The organism is Streptococcus sanguinis SK49, from assembly GCF_000212815.1.
Lineage (GTDB): Bacteria > Bacillota > Bacilli > Lactobacillales > Streptococcaceae > Streptococcus > Streptococcus sanguinis_C.
In genome coordinates, this window is record NZ_GL890985.1 from 922,810 (window position 1) to 939,522 (window position 16,713).

Annotated in this window: 14 protein-coding genes; all 14 read left to right on the forward strand. The window is 40.6% G+C overall.

Features of this window, described 5'->3' with window-relative positions; all coding sequences use genetic code 11:
• Positions 1 to 42 precede the first annotated feature (42 nt).
• The 14 genes from HMPREF9380_RS06435 to HMPREF9380_RS06370 all read left to right on the forward strand — a co-directional run bounded on the left by HMPREF9380_RS06435 (position 43) and on the right by HMPREF9380_RS06370 (position 16,713).
• A complete protein-coding gene (locus HMPREF9380_RS06435) occupies positions 43 to 1,323 on the forward strand; it encodes an O-acetylhomoserine aminocarboxypropyltransferase/cysteine synthase family protein (protein WP_002933094.1) in 1,281 nt (426 codons plus the stop codon).
• 162 nt (positions 1,324 to 1,485) lie between these two features.
• A complete protein-coding gene (locus HMPREF9380_RS06430; protein WP_002933097.1) occupies positions 1,486 to 2,412 on the forward strand; it encodes a glycosyltransferase family 2 protein in 927 nt (308 codons plus the stop codon).
• A gap of 42 nt (positions 2,413 to 2,454) precedes the next feature.
• The gene (locus HMPREF9380_RS06425) at positions 2,455 to 3,678 is read left to right on the forward strand and encodes a hypothetical protein (protein WP_002933098.1); all 1,224 of its coding nucleotides are present in this window, start codon (positions 2,455 to 2,457) and stop codon (positions 3,676 to 3,678) included.
• Positions 3,679 to 3,787: 109 nt separating this feature from the next.
• Positions 3,788 to 4,642, forward strand: a complete 855-nt coding sequence (gene rfbD, locus HMPREF9380_RS06420) for a dTDP-4-dehydrorhamnose reductase (protein WP_002933099.1) — start codon at positions 3,788 to 3,790, stop codon at positions 4,640 to 4,642.
• Positions 4,643 to 4,867: 225 nt separating this feature from the next.
• Positions 4,868 to 6,088 carry a lipopolysaccharide biosynthesis protein gene (locus HMPREF9380_RS06415; RefSeq protein ID WP_376739447.1) on the forward strand — a complete coding sequence of 407 codons (1,221 nt, stop codon included), beginning with the start codon at positions 4,868 to 4,870 and terminating at the stop codon, positions 6,086 to 6,088.
• 6 nt (positions 6,089 to 6,094) lie between these two features.
• A complete protein-coding gene (locus HMPREF9380_RS06410) occupies positions 6,095 to 7,087 on the forward strand; it encodes a glycosyltransferase family 8 protein (protein WP_002933101.1) in 993 nt (330 codons plus the stop codon).
• Positions 7,088 to 7,123: 36 nt separating this feature from the next.
• A complete protein-coding gene (locus HMPREF9380_RS06405; protein WP_002933103.1) occupies positions 7,124 to 7,840 on the forward strand; it encodes a glycosyltransferase family 2 protein in 717 nt (238 codons plus the stop codon).
• Positions 7,840 to 8,199: a DUF2304 domain-containing protein gene (locus tag HMPREF9380_RS06400; protein WP_002933110.1), complete on the forward strand. Its 360-nt coding sequence runs from the start codon at positions 7,840 to 7,842 to the stop codon at positions 8,197 to 8,199. Before HMPREF9380_RS06405 ends, HMPREF9380_RS06400 begins: the two co-directional genes overlap by 1 nt.
• Entirely contained in the window at positions 8,189 to 8,968 is a 780-nt protein-coding gene (locus HMPREF9380_RS06395) for a glycosyltransferase family 2 protein (RefSeq protein WP_002933114.1), read from the forward strand. The genes HMPREF9380_RS06400 and HMPREF9380_RS06395 overlap by 11 nt, the downstream gene beginning before the upstream one ends.
• A 24-nt stretch (positions 8,969 to 8,992) precedes the next feature.
• Positions 8,993 to 11,974, forward strand: coding sequence for a rhamnan synthesis F family protein (locus HMPREF9380_RS06390; protein WP_002933117.1), 2,982 nt, complete (start codon positions 8,993 to 8,995; stop codon positions 11,972 to 11,974).
• On the forward strand, positions 11,961 to 13,268 hold the full coding sequence (locus tag HMPREF9380_RS06385; protein WP_002933123.1) for a DUF2142 domain-containing protein: 1,308 nt from the start codon (positions 11,961 to 11,963) through the stop codon (positions 13,266 to 13,268). Before HMPREF9380_RS06390 ends, HMPREF9380_RS06385 begins: the two co-directional genes overlap by 14 nt.
• Before the next feature lie 3 nt (positions 13,269 to 13,271).
• Complete coding sequence (locus tag HMPREF9380_RS06380; protein ID WP_002933129.1) at positions 13,272 to 14,519, forward strand: glycosyltransferase family 4 protein; 1,248 nt, start codon at positions 13,272 to 13,274, stop codon at positions 14,517 to 14,519.
• A gap of 113 nt (positions 14,520 to 14,632) precedes the next feature.
• Complete coding sequence (gene cps2T / locus HMPREF9380_RS06375) at positions 14,633 to 15,781, forward strand: beta 1-4 rhamnosyltransferase Cps2T (RefSeq protein WP_002933131.1); 1,149 nt, start codon at positions 14,633 to 14,635, stop codon at positions 15,779 to 15,781.
• Positions 15,778 to 16,713, forward strand: coding sequence for a glycosyltransferase family 2 protein (locus HMPREF9380_RS06370; protein ID WP_002933134.1), 936 nt, complete (start codon positions 15,778 to 15,780; stop codon positions 16,711 to 16,713). The genes cps2T and HMPREF9380_RS06370 overlap by 4 nt, the downstream gene beginning before the upstream one ends.

The following is a 16,713-nucleotide window of genomic DNA, read 5'->3' on the forward strand; positions in this document are numbered from 1 at the left end:
TTTAGTGGTAGACTTATCACATAACTATAGTGAGGTGACCTTATGACACGTGAATTTAAATTTGAAACTCTGCAGCTTCATGCTGGACAGACAGTTGACCCGACTACTAAGTCGCGGGCTCTGCCTATTTACCAGACAACTTCCTATGTGTTTGATGATACTCAGGAGGGAGAAGATCTCTTTGCCCTGCGCAAACCGGGCAATATTTACACTCGGATTACCAATCCGACCCTGTCTGCTTTTGAGGAGCGCATTGCGGCTTTGGAAGGTGGAGTCGGAGCTCTAGCAACAGCTTCTGGTATGGCAGCTGTTACCTACACCATTCTAGCTTTGGCGCATGCTAGCGACCATGTAGTGGCAGCTTCCACTATCTACGGTGGTACCTTTAATCTGCTCAAAGAAACCCTGCCTCGCTATGGCATTACCACGACTTTTGTGGATATTGAAAATCTGGCTGAAGTAGAAGCAGCCATTCAGGACAATACAAAGTTGGTTCTGATTGAAAGTTTGGGCAATCCTTTGATAAATATTCCTGACTTTGATGCTTTGGCAGAGCTGGTTCATGCTCATAAAATTCCGCTGATTTCCGACAATACCTTTGCCACGCCTTATCTGATCAATGTCTTTTCTCACGGAGTGGACATTGCGGTACATTCTGCGACCAAGTTTATCGGCGGTCATGGAACCAGCATCGGCGGTGTGATTGTGGACAGCGGTCGTTTTAACTGGGAAGCTTCTGGCAAGTTTCCGCAGTTTGTTGATCCGGACCCGAGCTATCATGATATCAGTTATACGCGCGATGTCGGAGCAGCAGCCTTTGTCACTGCAGTCCGGACTCAGCTCTTGCGCGATACGGGCGCAGCCATGTCTCCCTTCAATGCCTTTCTCTTTTTGCAGGGGTTGGAAACTCTCTCTTTGCGTGTAGAGCGTCATGTGTCCAATGCCGAGAAGATTGTAGATTTCCTAGCTGGGCATCCTAAGGTCGAGCAGGTCAATTATCCAAAGCTTGCTGACAGTCCTTATCATGCTTTGGCTAAAAAATATTTCCATAAAGGTGTGGGCTCCATCTTTACCTTTAATGTCAAAGGTGGGGAGAAAGAAGCTCGTAAGGTTATTGACAGCTTAGAGATTTTCTCTGACTTGGCCAATGTAGCAGACGCCAAGTCTCTGGTTGTCCATCCAGCTACAACGACTCACGGACAGATGTCGCCAGAGGCTCAGCTGGCAGCAGGCATCACACCAAATCAAATCCGTCTCTCTATCGGCTTAGAAAATGTGGATGACTTGATAGAGGATCTCAAACTAGCCTTGGAATCTATCTAATTTTCAAGGCCTCTAGACTGAGCAAATAAGAATAAAACTAGGTTGGAAATAAGCTGCACCCCAAAAGCTAGATTTTTTGTGTCTAACTTTTAGGGTGCAGTGCATTTCGCCTAGTTTTTTGTTATAATAGTATGAAATATATAAAAATAGTAGGAGATTAAAATGACAATTTCGGTGATTGTTCCGTGTTTCAATGAAGAAGAGTCTATTCCTCTGTTTCATGAAGCTATGGAAGCGGTCAAATATCAAATCCGTGACCAGTTTGAATATATTTTTGTCAATGACGGATCGACGGACCGGACCTTGGCTGTTTTGCGAGAGCTCAGCAGTCGCTGTCCTGATGTGCACTATCTGTCCTTTTCTCGTAATTTCGGAAAAGAAGCAGCCCTCTATGCTGGTTTGCAAGAGGCGAGCGGGGAATTTGTGACGGTCATGGATGTGGACTTGCAGGATCCGCCAGAGCTCCTGATTGAGATGAAGGCCATGCTGGACTCGAATCCTGAGCTGGACTGTGTGGGTACCCGTCGCACTACTCGCGAGGGAGAGCCGCCTATCCGAAGCTTTTTTGCCAATTTGTTCTATAAGCTGATTAACAAGATTAGTCAGGTAGAGATGGTAGATGGTGCGCGTGACTTTCGACTGATGCGCAGCCAGATGGTAGAAGCTATTCTGGAAGTTTCAGAGTACAATCGCTTCTCCAAGGGAATTTTTGCCTGGGTTGGCTTCAATACCGAGTACTTGGAATACAAAAATGTCGAACGAGTAGCTGGTAAGACCTCTTGGAATTTCTGGTCACTATTCAACTATTCTTTGGAAGGCATCGTCAATTTCTCTGATGCTCCGCTCAACATCGCCTTTTTAGGAGGTATCCTGTCTTGGATTTTAGCCTTCATCCTGATGGCAGTGATTATTATTCGCACCTTGGTTTTTGGTGACCCGACATCGGGTTGGCCGTCTCTTATGACTGTCATTCTCCTTATCGGCGGCTTCCAGCTGCTGACCATCGGCATACTGGGTAAATACATTGGCAAAATCTTTATGGAAACCAAGCATCGCCCAATCTATGTGATTAAAGAGAAGAGTAAGTGAGTTTTTGAGCTTAAGTTATTCTTATTTAGCTGAGGAGAGATTGTGAAAAATAAAAAAATTAATATTGTCTTATGCTTATCTTCGTTTATTTATACGATACAGTTTTACATCAATAATAAAATCACCCCAGTAGGAGACCAAACAGCATTTTTAGAATATGCTAAGGAATTTCATTACAATTATTTATTCTTTGGGATTGATCGTTATTTTACTTGGAGTAGTAGACTACTCATTGAGTCAGCCACCTTGTTATTTTCTGTTCACGAAAAGCTGTTTATAGCAGCAGCCTTTCTGGCAACTTTACTTTTGGTTTATGCTTTAAGGAAGCTGACTCCTTCCTTGCCTTGGCTGCCAGCTTTACTAATTTTTATATTCCTTCCAGCAACTGAATTTTTAAGCGCGGGTTCTATTCCAACCTATGTCAATTACATTTTCCCTGCTTCTTTGTTGCTTTTCGCACTTTTTTTCAGAGAATCTAAAAATATTTGGATTAATATGGCTAGCCTTTTGTGCTTTTTAGTTGCTATCATGCAAGAACAATTAGCTGTCTACGCTTTTTTGTGGCTTCTGTTTGAAACTGTTCTTGCGAAAAAAGATAAAAAACCTTTACTGGGTAATTTATGCTATTTGGCACTAAGCGCTTTAGGAATCATATCAGCCAAGCTGTCTCCGGGGAATGCTCTGCGTTTGGAGAAGAACATTGTCAGTTGGTTCCCAAACTTTCCTAACTTGAATATCTTTCAAAAGCTTGGGCTGGGCTTTCTGGAGACAGGGGATAATATGCTTTCCACGTCCTTTGCCTTTGTGATGGTCTTCTTGCTTGTGCTCTTTGTCTATGCTCTTCATAAGAAAAATGTAACGGCCATAGCACTGAGCGGCTTTGTCATACTCAATATTTTTTCACAAAAAATGGGCTGGAATACTATTTTTGGTACCTTAACAGGTATCAGTAAAGTAGCCAGAGAATCAGGGACATTTTCTTTTAATATCACGTATATGAGCGCGGTAGCTTTTTATGGCTTGCTGCTATTAATGATTCTTTACGCTTTATGGCTTGTAGTTTCTGACTGTAAAGAAAAGATATGGTTGACCTATTTGTTTGTAATTGGCTTTATTGGCCGCATGGTCATTTCATTATCTCCGACTCTCTATGCATCAAGCACTCGAACTTTTTTGCCTCTGATGATAAGTCTATTCATTATTACTTGCAGATTGTTGTATCACTTATATACAGAATATCAAAAGCGGCAAGAGGATGTTCTCTAGATTATACTATTAAGTATATTTTCCGATAGGGATTCGACCAAGCAGATTTTTTCTGCTTTTTTTGTTATAATAAACTCATTGAATGTTTATGATGTGAAAGGAAAGACAAATGATTTTAATTACAGGTGCGAATGGACAGCTGGGTACAGAGCTTCGCTATCTTTTGGATGAGCGCAATGAGGAGTATGTGGCTGTTGATGTGGCGGAAATGGATATTACCAATGCGCAAATGGTGGACAAGGTCTTTGCGGAAGTCAAGCCAAGCTTGGTTTATCACTGCGCAGCTTATACTGCAGTTGATGCGGCTGAGGACGAAGGAAAAGAGCTGGACTATGCCATCAATGTGACCGGGACCGAAAATGTTGCAAAAGCAGCAGAAGCACACGGAGCGACCTTGGTCTACATCTCAACAGACTATGTCTTTGACGGACAAAAGCCTGTCGGAGAGGAATGGGAAGTAGATGACCGGCCGGATCCACAGACAGAGTATGGCCGTACCAAGCGCATGGGTGAGGAGCTGGTTGAGAAATATTCCAGCCGTTTCTATATTATCCGTACTGCCTGGGTCTTTGGTAACTACGGTAAAAACTTTGTCTTTACCATGCAAAATCTTTCTAAGACGCACAAAACTCTGACTGTAGTCAATGACCAGCATGGCCGTCCGACTTGGACTCGTACGCTGGCTGAATTTATGACTCATCTGGCTGAGAATCAAAAGGAATTTGGTTATTACCATCTGTCTAATGATGCGGCTGAGGACACGACATGGTATGACTTTGCAGTGGAAATTCTCAAAGATACAGATGTGGAAGTCCAGCCGGTTGATTCCAGCAAATTCCCGGCCAAGGCTAAGCGACCTTTCAACTCAACTATGAGCCTGACCAAGGCCAAGGCTACAGGCTTTGTCATTCCGACTTGGCAGGATGCCTTAAAAGAATTTTACAAGCAGGAAAAGAAGCAGTAATTGGCTATATAAAGAAGGACATAGTTGTCCTTTTTTTATTGGCTGATTAATGCCCTATTTTCACTTTTCACTAAAAATATAGTATAATGAGGGATAGAATATATTTGGAGAATAATAATGTCCTCAACATCTGATATACCAAAACCTTTAATAGAAAGAGAAGAATACAGTAATAATAAAAGACTCTTATCAAATAAAGCTATAAAAAACAACTATATATGGAATATGATTGGAAGCTTTTCAGCATCATTTGTTTCAGTAGTCTTGTTGCTCTTAGCATCAAGACTACTGACATCAGATGCTTCTGATATGTTTAGTATTGCCTTTGCTTTAGGACAACAGTTCTATGTGTTGGGATATTTTCAAATTCGAAATCTTCAGTCAACAGATGTAAAAGACAGATATAGTTTCGCATCATATCACAATACTAGACTTTTTACTGTTTTTTTGATGTTAGCGACTGCAGTTGCTTATATTATTTGGCAAGGATACGACTTTTACAAAGCAAGTATAATTTTTCTATTAGTTTTTTACAGAGCTATTGATGCATATTCTGATGTGTTTCAAGGTTTGTTTCAGCAGAGAAACCGTTCTGACTTAGCTGGTAAAATTCAATTTTATAGAAGTTGTTTTTGTATGCTACTTTTTGGAGGGACTATATTTGTTACTAAGTCTTTATTGTTAGCAAGTTTCGTTATTGGAATAGTCAACCTAATGTTAACAATCCCTTTAGATATTAGATATTATAGAAACTATTTTTGTCATGAAAGTTTATCTCCAAGGTTATTGAAAGATAGAAGAAATGTATCTGCTATTTTGAAAAGTAGTTTTCCATTATTTTTTAACGGATTCTTATTAGCTTATATTTATAATGAGCCTAAAATTAGCATTGACTTACTACTATCTGTAGGTCGTCTTCCTGCGGGGATGCAAAGAGATTTCAATATTTTATTTATGCCAGTCTTTGTATTGTCTCTTTTGTTTCTTGTATTGAGACCTCTAACTACTCAGCTTTCTATTTATTGGAATGAGTATAAATATGAAAAATTTTTTAAACAGACCAATCAACTTTTTCTATGTATGATAATTTTAGGAATATTGATTGTTGGTGTAGGATATTCCATAGGAACTGAGATTTTAGGTGTGGTTTATGGTGTTAATTTGCAAATCTATAAAGTTCCTTTTTCTATCTTATTAATAGCAGGTATTTTAAATGTATTAGTTTTGATAATTGATATTATCATGACTATTTTCGGGAAACAGCTTTACCTTATGGTTGCATATTTACTGACATTTGCTGTTTCAAAATTTATTACTTTACCATTTATTCGCTCCCAAAAATTAATGGGAGCAGCAAATTCTTTTTTGCTTTCTATGTTTGTTTTTTTTGCAACAAGTCTAATTATTTATGTCGTTGCTAAAAATCAGGAAAAAAGAAAGATGTAAGATTTGATGAATATCTTATTTACACTAAATGATGCGTTCGTACCTCAAGTTGCAACCTGTATGTGTTCTATATTTGAGAATAATAAATTTGCTGAGAATATTACAGTATATTTAATTGGCGAGAGGATAAGCCAAGAGAATCAAAATAAATTAAAAGGATTCGCTAAAAGTTACGATAGAAAAGTTTGTATTATTTCTATAAATAATATCGCAGACTATATTGACTTTGATTTTGATACAAACGGTTGGTCTTCAATTATTTTGGCACGTCTTTTTTTAGATAAACTTCTTCCACAAGAAGTTGATAGGATCTTATATCTCGATGGAGATACACTAGTTCTAGAAGATTTAGGTTCATTTTATTATCGCGATTTAGGAGATAAGGTAATAGGTATGTGTCCTGAACCAACTGTGGATAAGTCAAGAAAGGAATTTCTAGCTTTGAAAGAGCATCCCTATCATAATTCGGGTGTCCTATTGATCGATCTAAAAAAATGGCGTAGGGAAGAGATTGGTAAACAGGTCATAGAATTTTATCAATTTCATGAAGGAAAGCTATTCGCACCAGACCAAGATGCCTTAAATGGAGCCTTGAAAGAGCAAATTTTTACCTTGCCAATTTCCTTTAATTATTTTAATATTTATGATGTCTATCCTTATAAAACGTTGAGTGAATTAAGTAAGCCAACTAAGTTTATGTCACAGGAAGATTTTAATCATTTTCGGAAAGCACCTACAATTATTCACTATCTTGGTGAAGAGAGACCTTGGCGGAAGGGGAATAGACATAGGTTTAAAAAGGAGTACCTATATTATCTACACAAAACTCCATGGAAGGGTACACCAATGGAAGAAGGTTGGCAGCTGTATTTTGTTTGTTTTAGAATCTTTAATATTGTTATGAAGCCTTTTCCAATGCTAAGATATAAGATTATCAATTCCCTAATCCCGAGCTTTATGAAATATAGAAAAAAACAGTTACAGAAAAACAAAAAATAATGTGATGACATGTTATAGAAAGAATAGATTAAATTAATGAAAGTTTTAATGATAATACCTGCTTATAATGAGGAAGAAAGTATTTTAAATACAGTTATGAGCATTGTAGAATATCGGAAGAAAGTTGATTTTGACTTAGACTACATAGTTATCAATGATGGGTCAGTTGACAGAACTAAGGAGATTTTGGACAGCCATCATCTGAATGCTATTCATTTGGTTATGAATTTAGGGATTGGCGGAGCTGTTCAGACGGGCTATAAGTATGCTCTTGAGAAGAATTATGATGTGGCCGTACAGTTTGATGGAGACGGCCAGCATGATATTGAGTCGCTGGATGCTTTGCTGGAGCCTATTCGTCGTCAGCAGGCTGATTTGGTTGTTGGTTCTCGTTTTATCGGTGACAAGTCTTCAGAATTTCAGACGACTTTCATGCGGCGATTTGGCATTACCATTATTTCAGCTTTTATTAAATTAACAACAGGCAAAAGGATTCTGGATACCACATCAGGCTATCGTTTGGCCAATCGAGACATTATTAGACAATTCGCTGAGCGCTATCCTATAAAATATCCTGAGCCAGAATCAATCGTCCATATCTTGAAGCGGAAATATAAAGTGGTGGAAGCACCAGCCAATATGTTTGAACGTGCAGGAGGAGTCTCTTCGATTACTCCGATTAAGTCCATTCGCTATATGATTGAAGTTTGCTCTTCGATCTTGATTGCTGCTTTTATGAAAGAGAGTGAATAATGTCCATTTTGTCTATTGTTATGCTGGTGGCTTCAGTCCTATTCCTGTATTTTGTCTTTCGGAATATCAATCAAAACAATATTTTATTTGAGCAAGCCTTTATGTGGATTATTATTGGCCTTGTGCTGATTGTTATTTCTATTTTTGATTGGATTCCCGTTTCGATTGCCAAATTGTTAGGCTTTGAACTGACCTCAAACTTTGTCATGTCCTTGGCCATCTTTTTCTTGCTGGTTATTGTTTTTTTACATACTATTTCCATTTCCAAGCAAAAGGAGCAAATCAAGCAGTTGGTGCAAGAACTGTCCATCATGAAGCAAAGGATGTCCAAGTTAGAGAGTGAAAAAGATGAAAAATAACCATACCTGGGTGATTTGCGCCTATGGCGAAAGTGAATTTTTAGAAGCTTGTATCCTGTCTTTGCAAGCTCAAACCTTGCCATCAAAGATTATCTGCTATAGCTCAACACCGTTGGATTCAATTAAGCAGCTGTGCCAGAAGTACGGTATTCCTTTTTACACGAAAGAAGGCGGTGGTATCGGTAAGGACTGGAATAATGCCCTTTCCTTTGTTGAGACTTCTTATGCTACCATTGCCCACCAGGATGACTACTATGAGCCAACTTATCTAGAAGCAGTGATGCAGAAGATAGAGCAGTCTAAGGACATTCTCATTGCCTATACAGACTATTTTGAAGAGAAAAATGGAGTTAAAATTCCGGCTAATACCAATCTGAAAATCAAGACTCTCATGCTTAAAACCTTGAATCTGATGCCATCCAGTCGTTTTTGGAGAAATCGGGTTCTGGCTTTTGGCAATCCCATTTCCTGTCCGGCGGTGACTTATAACTTAGAGGCATTAAGAGATTTTCGATTTGATGAGGAAATGCGCGTGAGTCTGGATTGGTATGCTTGGTACAAGATTAGCGCCTATAAGGGTCGCTTTGCTTATATTTCTGAGAAGCTTATGTGCCACCGGATTCATGGAGAATCTGAAACAACCAAGACTATTTCAGATAATACTCGAACCAAAGAGGACTTGTTTATGTATCAGCTTTTCTGGCCAAAGTGGGTGGCTAATCTGATAAATAAAGCATACATGAAGAGTCAAGATGCTAACTCAAACTAATAGAGTTATTTACAAGGAAAGTATATGAAAGATTTAATATCTGTTGTTGTAACTTGTTACAACCATCAAGATTACATTGAGCAGTGTTTGCGCAGTATTTTTGCTCAGACCTATCGAAATATTGAGTTACTGGTATTGGATGATGGCTCCTCTGACCATTCTGCTGAAATCATAGAGGCTGTCTTAGCGGATTCCCCTTTTCCGACGCGGTTTGAAAGCCATGAAAATATGGGGGTCGTCAAGACAAGAAACAAGGCTTTACAGCAAATTCAAGGCACTTATTTTATTTTTGTGGATAGTGACGATTTTCTGGATTCAGACTATATTGAGAGCTTCTATACAAGCATGGTGCAAGAGGAGGCAGATATTGTCTATGGTGATTTGTATGATCCTGATAAAAAGGAAGTTTACCTTAAATCACGGCCATTTGACAAGCTAGCTTTCTTAACGGAAAATTTTATTTCCAACTGTTCTCTCATTCGTCGTTCGGTTGCTGATGGTATTTATTATGATGAAGCTCTGAATCGTGAAAAACTGGAAGACTATGATTTCCTTTTGAACTTAATTATCAATCAAGGAGCGAAACCTGTTTATGATGCAAAAACAAAGCTGAATTATCGGGTCTTTGATAAGGAATCAATCTCTAAACGGAATTCTACGAGATATCATTACGAAATGTATCTGAAAATTCTGCGTAAGTATGTGAGACAGATACCAGATGATATTTACCAAGCTCTGGGCCAGAACATATTTACACTGGAAGGTCGTTTGGATGAACTGATTCAGCATATGGATAAAGTGAACGACTATGTTCTTGAACTGCAGGAGGATCAGCGACAGTTACATAAAAATCTAGATTCCCTGAAATCCAGACTGAGAACGATAAAGGAACAGCGAGATGAGGCTATTCAGGAGCAGTTTCGTATTCGCCGATCTATTTCCTATCGGCTGGGGAATGGCGTGATTACGCCATTGAAACGTCTGGCTCGATTAGTCAGAAATCCTCGCAGTATCAAAGCTGTTTTAAGTCGGATTAAGCAACAGCTGGTTCGTTTGAAACGCCAAGTTAAGTCTCCTAAGGTTTATTATTATCAATGGCTGCGGAACTCTCAAAGGGAAAAAGCTCTTGCTTCAGTTTCAAGCGGCGAAAAAGTCTTAGTCTATGTCATTTTTGAATCCGAGCCACGCTTGCAGCAGTACAAACTTATCTTTTTAGAAAAGTTAGCAGCTTTGGCTGATAAGACTCTCATCGTCGTTAACGGCGGACTGGTTGCAGAAGATTTAGAAACTTTAGGACAGTATGGTCAAGTCTTGGTGCGGGATAATACCGGCTATGATACAGCAGCTTTTCGTGAAGGTATTCTTTCCTTGGGAAAGGAAAAGCTACAGCATTGTTCTCAGCTGATGCTCGTCAATGACACCAATATCGGCCCTATGAGTGATTTGGCGGCTGTCTTTCAAACTATGGCTGGCAGAAATCTTGACTTTTGGGGGATTTCCTATGGTGAGACCCAGGAAGATATCACTGGTTTTAACCGCTATGGTTACATTCCCAACCACCTACAGTCTTATTTTTTGGTGATTGAGCCTTTGCTGCTTCAGTCCGAAGAATTCTACGACTATTGGCAAGTGCTGACTGACACGGATTCACGGGAAGAAGCTATCGGAAAGCATGAAACGACTTTTACCAAGTACTTTGCTGACTTGGGCTATCGCTACGATGCCTTGGTTCACGAAAATCAGGATTCGGCTATGTATATTCACCCATTAAGGATGTTAAAGGCTGGCAGTCCTCTGATTAAGTATACTTCTTTGAGGAATTATGATGATCAGCAGTTTTTATGGCAAGGTCTGGAAAGAGAGTCAGAGGTTCCTGATGTATTGGACTATGTTCGGGAGAAGACAGACTACCCAGTGGAGATTCTTGAGAACATCGTTCAAAAATTCAAAGATGTGCCTCGTAATCAATATATTCTCATCATTGACGGTGTAGAGAATATCATTCCGCAGTGTACGCGCTACCGTGTACTAAATAAGGCAGAGCAGCTTAGAAAGAATGGTTTTGCAGTGAAAGTGGTCAATGCGTCTAAGTTTATTCTGTCTCAGGCCCAGTATGCCAGCCATATCATTATCTACCGCGCTCCTTGGTCCGCTCAACTCCAGCTTTTATGTGATTTGGCTCGGGAGGAGCATAAGCCAGTTTATTTTGATATTGATGATTTGGTCTTTGATACCCTTTATACCGACCAGCTAAGCTATACACAAGGCTTATCTGAGAAGGAAAAGGGCAATTATGATGCTGGGGTGAAGAATTACGGAAAAATGCTGGCGGCTTGTGATGGAGCGATTACCTCCACTAATCAGTTAAAAGAGGAATTGCTCAAATACAAGGACTCCGTCCTGCTGAATCGTAATCTGGCGTCCAGCGAATTGATTGCGGTTAGCTCGCAGTTCTTGAAGGAAGACTTTGGTGCAGACGACAGAATCAAAATCGGTTATTTCTCTGGCTCCATCAGCCACAATGAAAATTTTGAGCTCATCAAGCCGGCTATCAAAGAAGTGCTGGACCACTACTCATCCGTCGAGCTTCATATTGTAGGGCACTTAGATATCCCGCATGATATGAAACAATATACGCAGCGTATTGTCGTCCATGAGTATGTGGACTGGAAGACCTTACCTCAGTTGATTGGTCAGGTTGATATTAATCTGGCTCCACTGGTTGACTCAGTCTTTAATCGGGCCAAGTCAGAAATCAAGTGGATAGAAGCAGCTCTAGTCAAGGTGCCAACGATTGCCAGTCATATCGGTGCTTTTTCTGATATGATGATTGACGGTCAGACTGGACTTTTGGCTAAAGATAGTGAATGGAAAGAAAAGCTGGAAAGTCTGATTCTTTCTGCAGATTTACGTAGAGAACTGGCAGAGAACGCCTACGCTTTTGTATTAGAAAATTGCAGTTTAGATAAAAAAGATGAAATGGTGACTTATTTTGAAAAGAAATAAAGAAGTAAAAGTCGAGAATATTTTCTTATTATTGGCAAGTATCTTTGTCTTGACTTTTATGATTGCACAGCCGATTAATCGGGTGCCTGATGAGACCAATCACGCTCGTATGACATGGGAAATCTTCCATAAACCGACCAGTCGAACATATAAATGGATGGACAAAATCCCCTCCACACCGAATGTTTCGCCGGCAGAGTACAAGCAGCTGTTCTCAGAGAAGATAGATCTGGCGCAAGAAGAGTTTACCTTTGGCTTTAATCTCAAGGCTATCTCTTTCCTGCCTCAGCTGCTAGGTATGACCTTGGGAAGCTTGCTTTATCCGTCAGTAGGCTTCATCATGATGCTGGGGCGGCTCTTTAATGCTTTGGCATATATCTTCGGGGTTTATCTGCTAATTAAATACTTCAAATATGGCAAAAAAGCTCTACTTTTCCTTTCTCTTTTGCCTATTATGGTCCAGCAGGCTGCTTCTCTCTCTTACGATGTGATGAACTACCTGGAAATTATGTTGGCGATTGGCTTTTTGACCAATATTGCCTACCATAAGAAATTTACCAATAGAAATCTACTAGAGCTTTTGGTAATTTCTATAGGCCTCTTTGTAACCAAACCGAATAATGTTCTTTTATTAGGATTGCTGCCTTTTGTTGATTTTGAGTTTGAAGGATTCCTTGCGGTTCTGAACAAGCCTTTTGTTGCAACCAAAGCTTTTGTAGCTCGTTATCGTCCTATCTTCTATGTACTTGGCTTTTCAGCTTTCTTTCTTGCCTTGCATCTGGCATTTCGCAATCAGGGAGGGCTCTTGCACTATGGCCAAGTCTTGCTGAATACGCTCTTTAAGCAAAGTGTTAATGGCGACTTGAATACAATTTTGACAATCGGTATGTTTGGCTTTTTGGGGAATTTTACTATCCAGCTGCCGCTTTGGTTGATTTTTATCGATGTGGCAGTCTTGGCGCTTATCTTCTTGCAATCGCAGAAAGATTTTATGACCAAGGGCTACGCAGTCATGTCGCGGTATCTGTTTCTGGTTCAAGTGATTGCTGTTGTGTCGATTATGTATCTGCAGTGGACGCCTATTGTCCTCGGTAAAGGTGCCATGATATCGGTTGGTGCTCAGGGACGTTATTTTACACCTTTCTTGATCTTACTGCTACCAACTGTTGCTAATCTAGGAACCTTGGACATTAAAGACAGGGTGGTGAATCGAATGATGGTTGGGACTCTGGTAGCTAACTTCTTGGTTTCCCTCTACTTGATGGTGCCCTTTTATTGGAATGTATTAGGATAAGCTATGAAAAAAAAGATATTATTCATTTCGCCGACTGGAACGCTAGATAATGGAGCTGAAATCTCTATTGTCAATTTGATGGAATACTTGGTCCAGACGGGCCATCAGGTTATCAATGCGATTCCGGATTATCATGTAGCCGTTCAGCAGGACTATATATCCAGCTTGGCAGCCTTGGGTATTGAGACTATAGCCTTGCCGGCAGTTAAATGGTGGTGGGGGGACGCGCCTGGTGGCCTGCCAGGTAGTCCTGAGTCTAGAGCTCGGTCTTATCAGGATAATACCTCAGCGCTCAGAAAGATACTAACGGAGCGAAAGATTGATTTGGTTATTACCAATACGGTCAATATGTTTCAAGGAGCAGTGGCAGCGGCCTGCGAGAATGTTCCGCATTTCTGGCTGGTTCATGAATTTCCTGACGGAGAGTTTGGCTACTATAAGGAAAAGCTAGATTTTATCAGTGATTATTCGCAGGAAATATTTGCAGTTAGAGGTGCATTGCAGAGACAGTTACAGGAGCTGCTGCCAAACAGAAAAGTCTTGTCTTTTGCCCCTTTTACGAAAATTCATCCTACTAATACAGGAGAAAAGGATAGAGCCGAAAGGCGTATTGTGTCAGTCGGACGTTTGACAGAGCGGAAAAATCAATTAGAATTGATAAAAGCCTATAACCAGTTATCTCAGCCAAAACCGCCCTTAGTTCTGATCGGAGCCTGGGATGAGGAGTACAAAAAAAGATGCGATACTTATATCTCTGAACATCAGGTCAAAAATATTAGTTTCTTGGGACACAAGGACAATCCTTGGGCAGAGGTGACGGCAGCAGACCTAGCGGTATTTCCTTCTGCTATGGAAACCTTTGGTTTAGTCTATATTGAAGCGATTATGAATGGTTTTCCGACCATTTTGTCGGACAATCCTGGTCATCTATCCGCCTATGAAATCTTTGAAGAAGGTCAGCTGTATTCATCTGGCAATATTGAGGAGTTGGCTGATAAGATAAACATTGCCTTGGCAAATTTTGAGGGATTAAAAGACCAGTCGGTGGCCAATCTTGGCAAAATCCAAGAGCACTACACAGTTCAGAGTGTTTACCAAAACTTATTGGATAAGATTGAAAACACTGAAATGTACCAGGTTAACTCCTTGCGTCATGTCAAATGCTTATTGGATACAAATTTACCTTCTCAACAAGCCAGCTCTTTCTTACGCAAAGTGAAAAATAAGCTATTTTCTGGTAGAAGAGGTTAAAGAAAGAAAAGGACAAGTGCAGCCGTGGCTCTACCTGTCCTTTTTGTATTATACAAACACACTAGAAAGTGGTATAATAGAATGGACTGTAAAATCTTGAATTGAGGGAAATCATGAAACATGTCTTCATCATCGGGAGTCGGGGACTTCCTGCCAAATATGGAGGATTTGAAACCTTTGTCGAAAAATTGACAGAGCATCAAATCTCTTCTCACATCCAATATCATGTGGCTTGCTTATCAGATGATGAAGCTTTTCATCATTTTGACTACAAGGGAGTCGACTGCTTTACAGTCAAGCCACCTAAGCTTGGCCCAGCCCGCGTAATTGCCTATGATATGATGGCTGTCTCCTACGCCCTCAAGTTTGCTAAGAAAGAGCAGATTGAGCAGCCTATTTTTTACATTCTTGGAAATACGATTGGTGCTTTTATCTTTCCTTTTGCTCGTCGTATCCATCAGGCAGGCGGTCAATTCTTTATCAATCCTGACGGGTTGGAGTGGAAGCGGGCCAAATGGTCTAAGCCAGTCCAAGCCTATCTCAAGTATTCTGAAAAGGTCATGACCAAGCATGCAGACTTGGTTATTGCGGACAATCAAGGTATCGAAAGCTATATTCAAAAAGCTTATCCTTGGTCTAAAACGACCTGTATCGCTTATGGAACCGACCTTTATCTGTCCAATTTGACAGAAAACGAAGGCAAGGTCAGGGTCTTCTTTGAAAAGTGGGCCAGTAAGGAAAAAGACTATTACCTCATTGTCGGACGCTTCGTTCCGGAAAACAACTATGAAACCATCATTCAAGAATTCATGAAATCCAAAACCAGACGTGACTTGCTGATCATCTGCAATCATGAGGGCAATCCCTATTTTGAAGAGCTCAAGCAGAAAACAGGCTTTGACCGTGATTCTCGCATTAAGTTTGTCGGTACGGTCTATGATCAGAATCTGCTCAAATATATCCGTAATCATGCTTTTGCATACATACATGGTCATGAGGTTGGCGGGACTAATCCGGGACTCTTGGAAGCACTGGCTCAGACAGATGCCAATCTGGTGCTGGATGTGGACTTTAACCGTAAGGTAGCAAAAGAAACGGCTCTCTACTGGCAAAAAGAACCTGGCCAGCTAGCCCAGCTGATTGACCGAGTAGATGCGCAAACAGAGTTTACGGAGCTAGGTCAAGCCGCCAAAGAAAATATGAAAGAAAACTACACCTGGGAAAAAATTGTGGGTGAATACGAGGATTTATTTTTATCATGAAAGTGACCATTCTTCTGTCCACCTATAATGGGGAGCAGTTTCTGGCCGAGCAGATTAAGAGTATTCAAGAGCAGACATATAAGGGCTGGCAACTGCTGATTCGTGATGATGGCTCTACAGATGGGACGCGGGCTGTCATTGAGGACTTTTGCCGCAAGGATGACCGCATTGCCTTTATCAATCGGGGAAATCCACAAAATCTGGGTGTCATTCAGAGTTTTCATAGCCTGCTTCAATACCAAGATTCGGATTTCTATCTCTTTAGCGACCAAGATGACGTTTGGCTGCCAGACAAGATTGCCATGCAATTGGCTGAGGCAGACAAATATGATAGCAGTCAGCCCTTACTGGTTTATACTGACTTGAAGGTCGTGGATCAAGAGCTACAGGTTGTTCATGAAAGTATGATTCGCACTCAGTCAGATCACGCTAATACAGAACTAGTCCAAGAGTTGACGGAGAATACAGTGACGGGTGGTGTTTCTATGATAAATCGCGCCTTGGCCCAACTTTGGACTGGGAAGGAAGAGCATGAACTGCTCATGCACGACTGGTATCTGGGCTTGCTGGCTGCGGCTTTTGGAACGTTGGTCTATATTGACAAGCCGGGTGAGCTCTATCGGCAGCATTCGAATAATGTGTTGGGAGCTCGAACGCTCAGAAAACGCGTAAAAAACTGGGTTCGTCCCCATGTTCTTTTTGCCAAATATTGGAAATTGATAAAAGACAGTCAGACTCAGGCTAGAAATTTGCTGGTCCTGCCGCTGACTGCTGAAAATAGAGAGTTAATTGAGAACTTTGTGACCATTATGGAGGTGCCTTTTAAGGAGCGCTGGCGCAGGATTCGCCAGTATGGCTATCGTAAAAACCGCACTTTCCATACCCTTGTTTTTACGAGCCTCATTCTCACAAAGTTTGCTTATAAGGAGTAA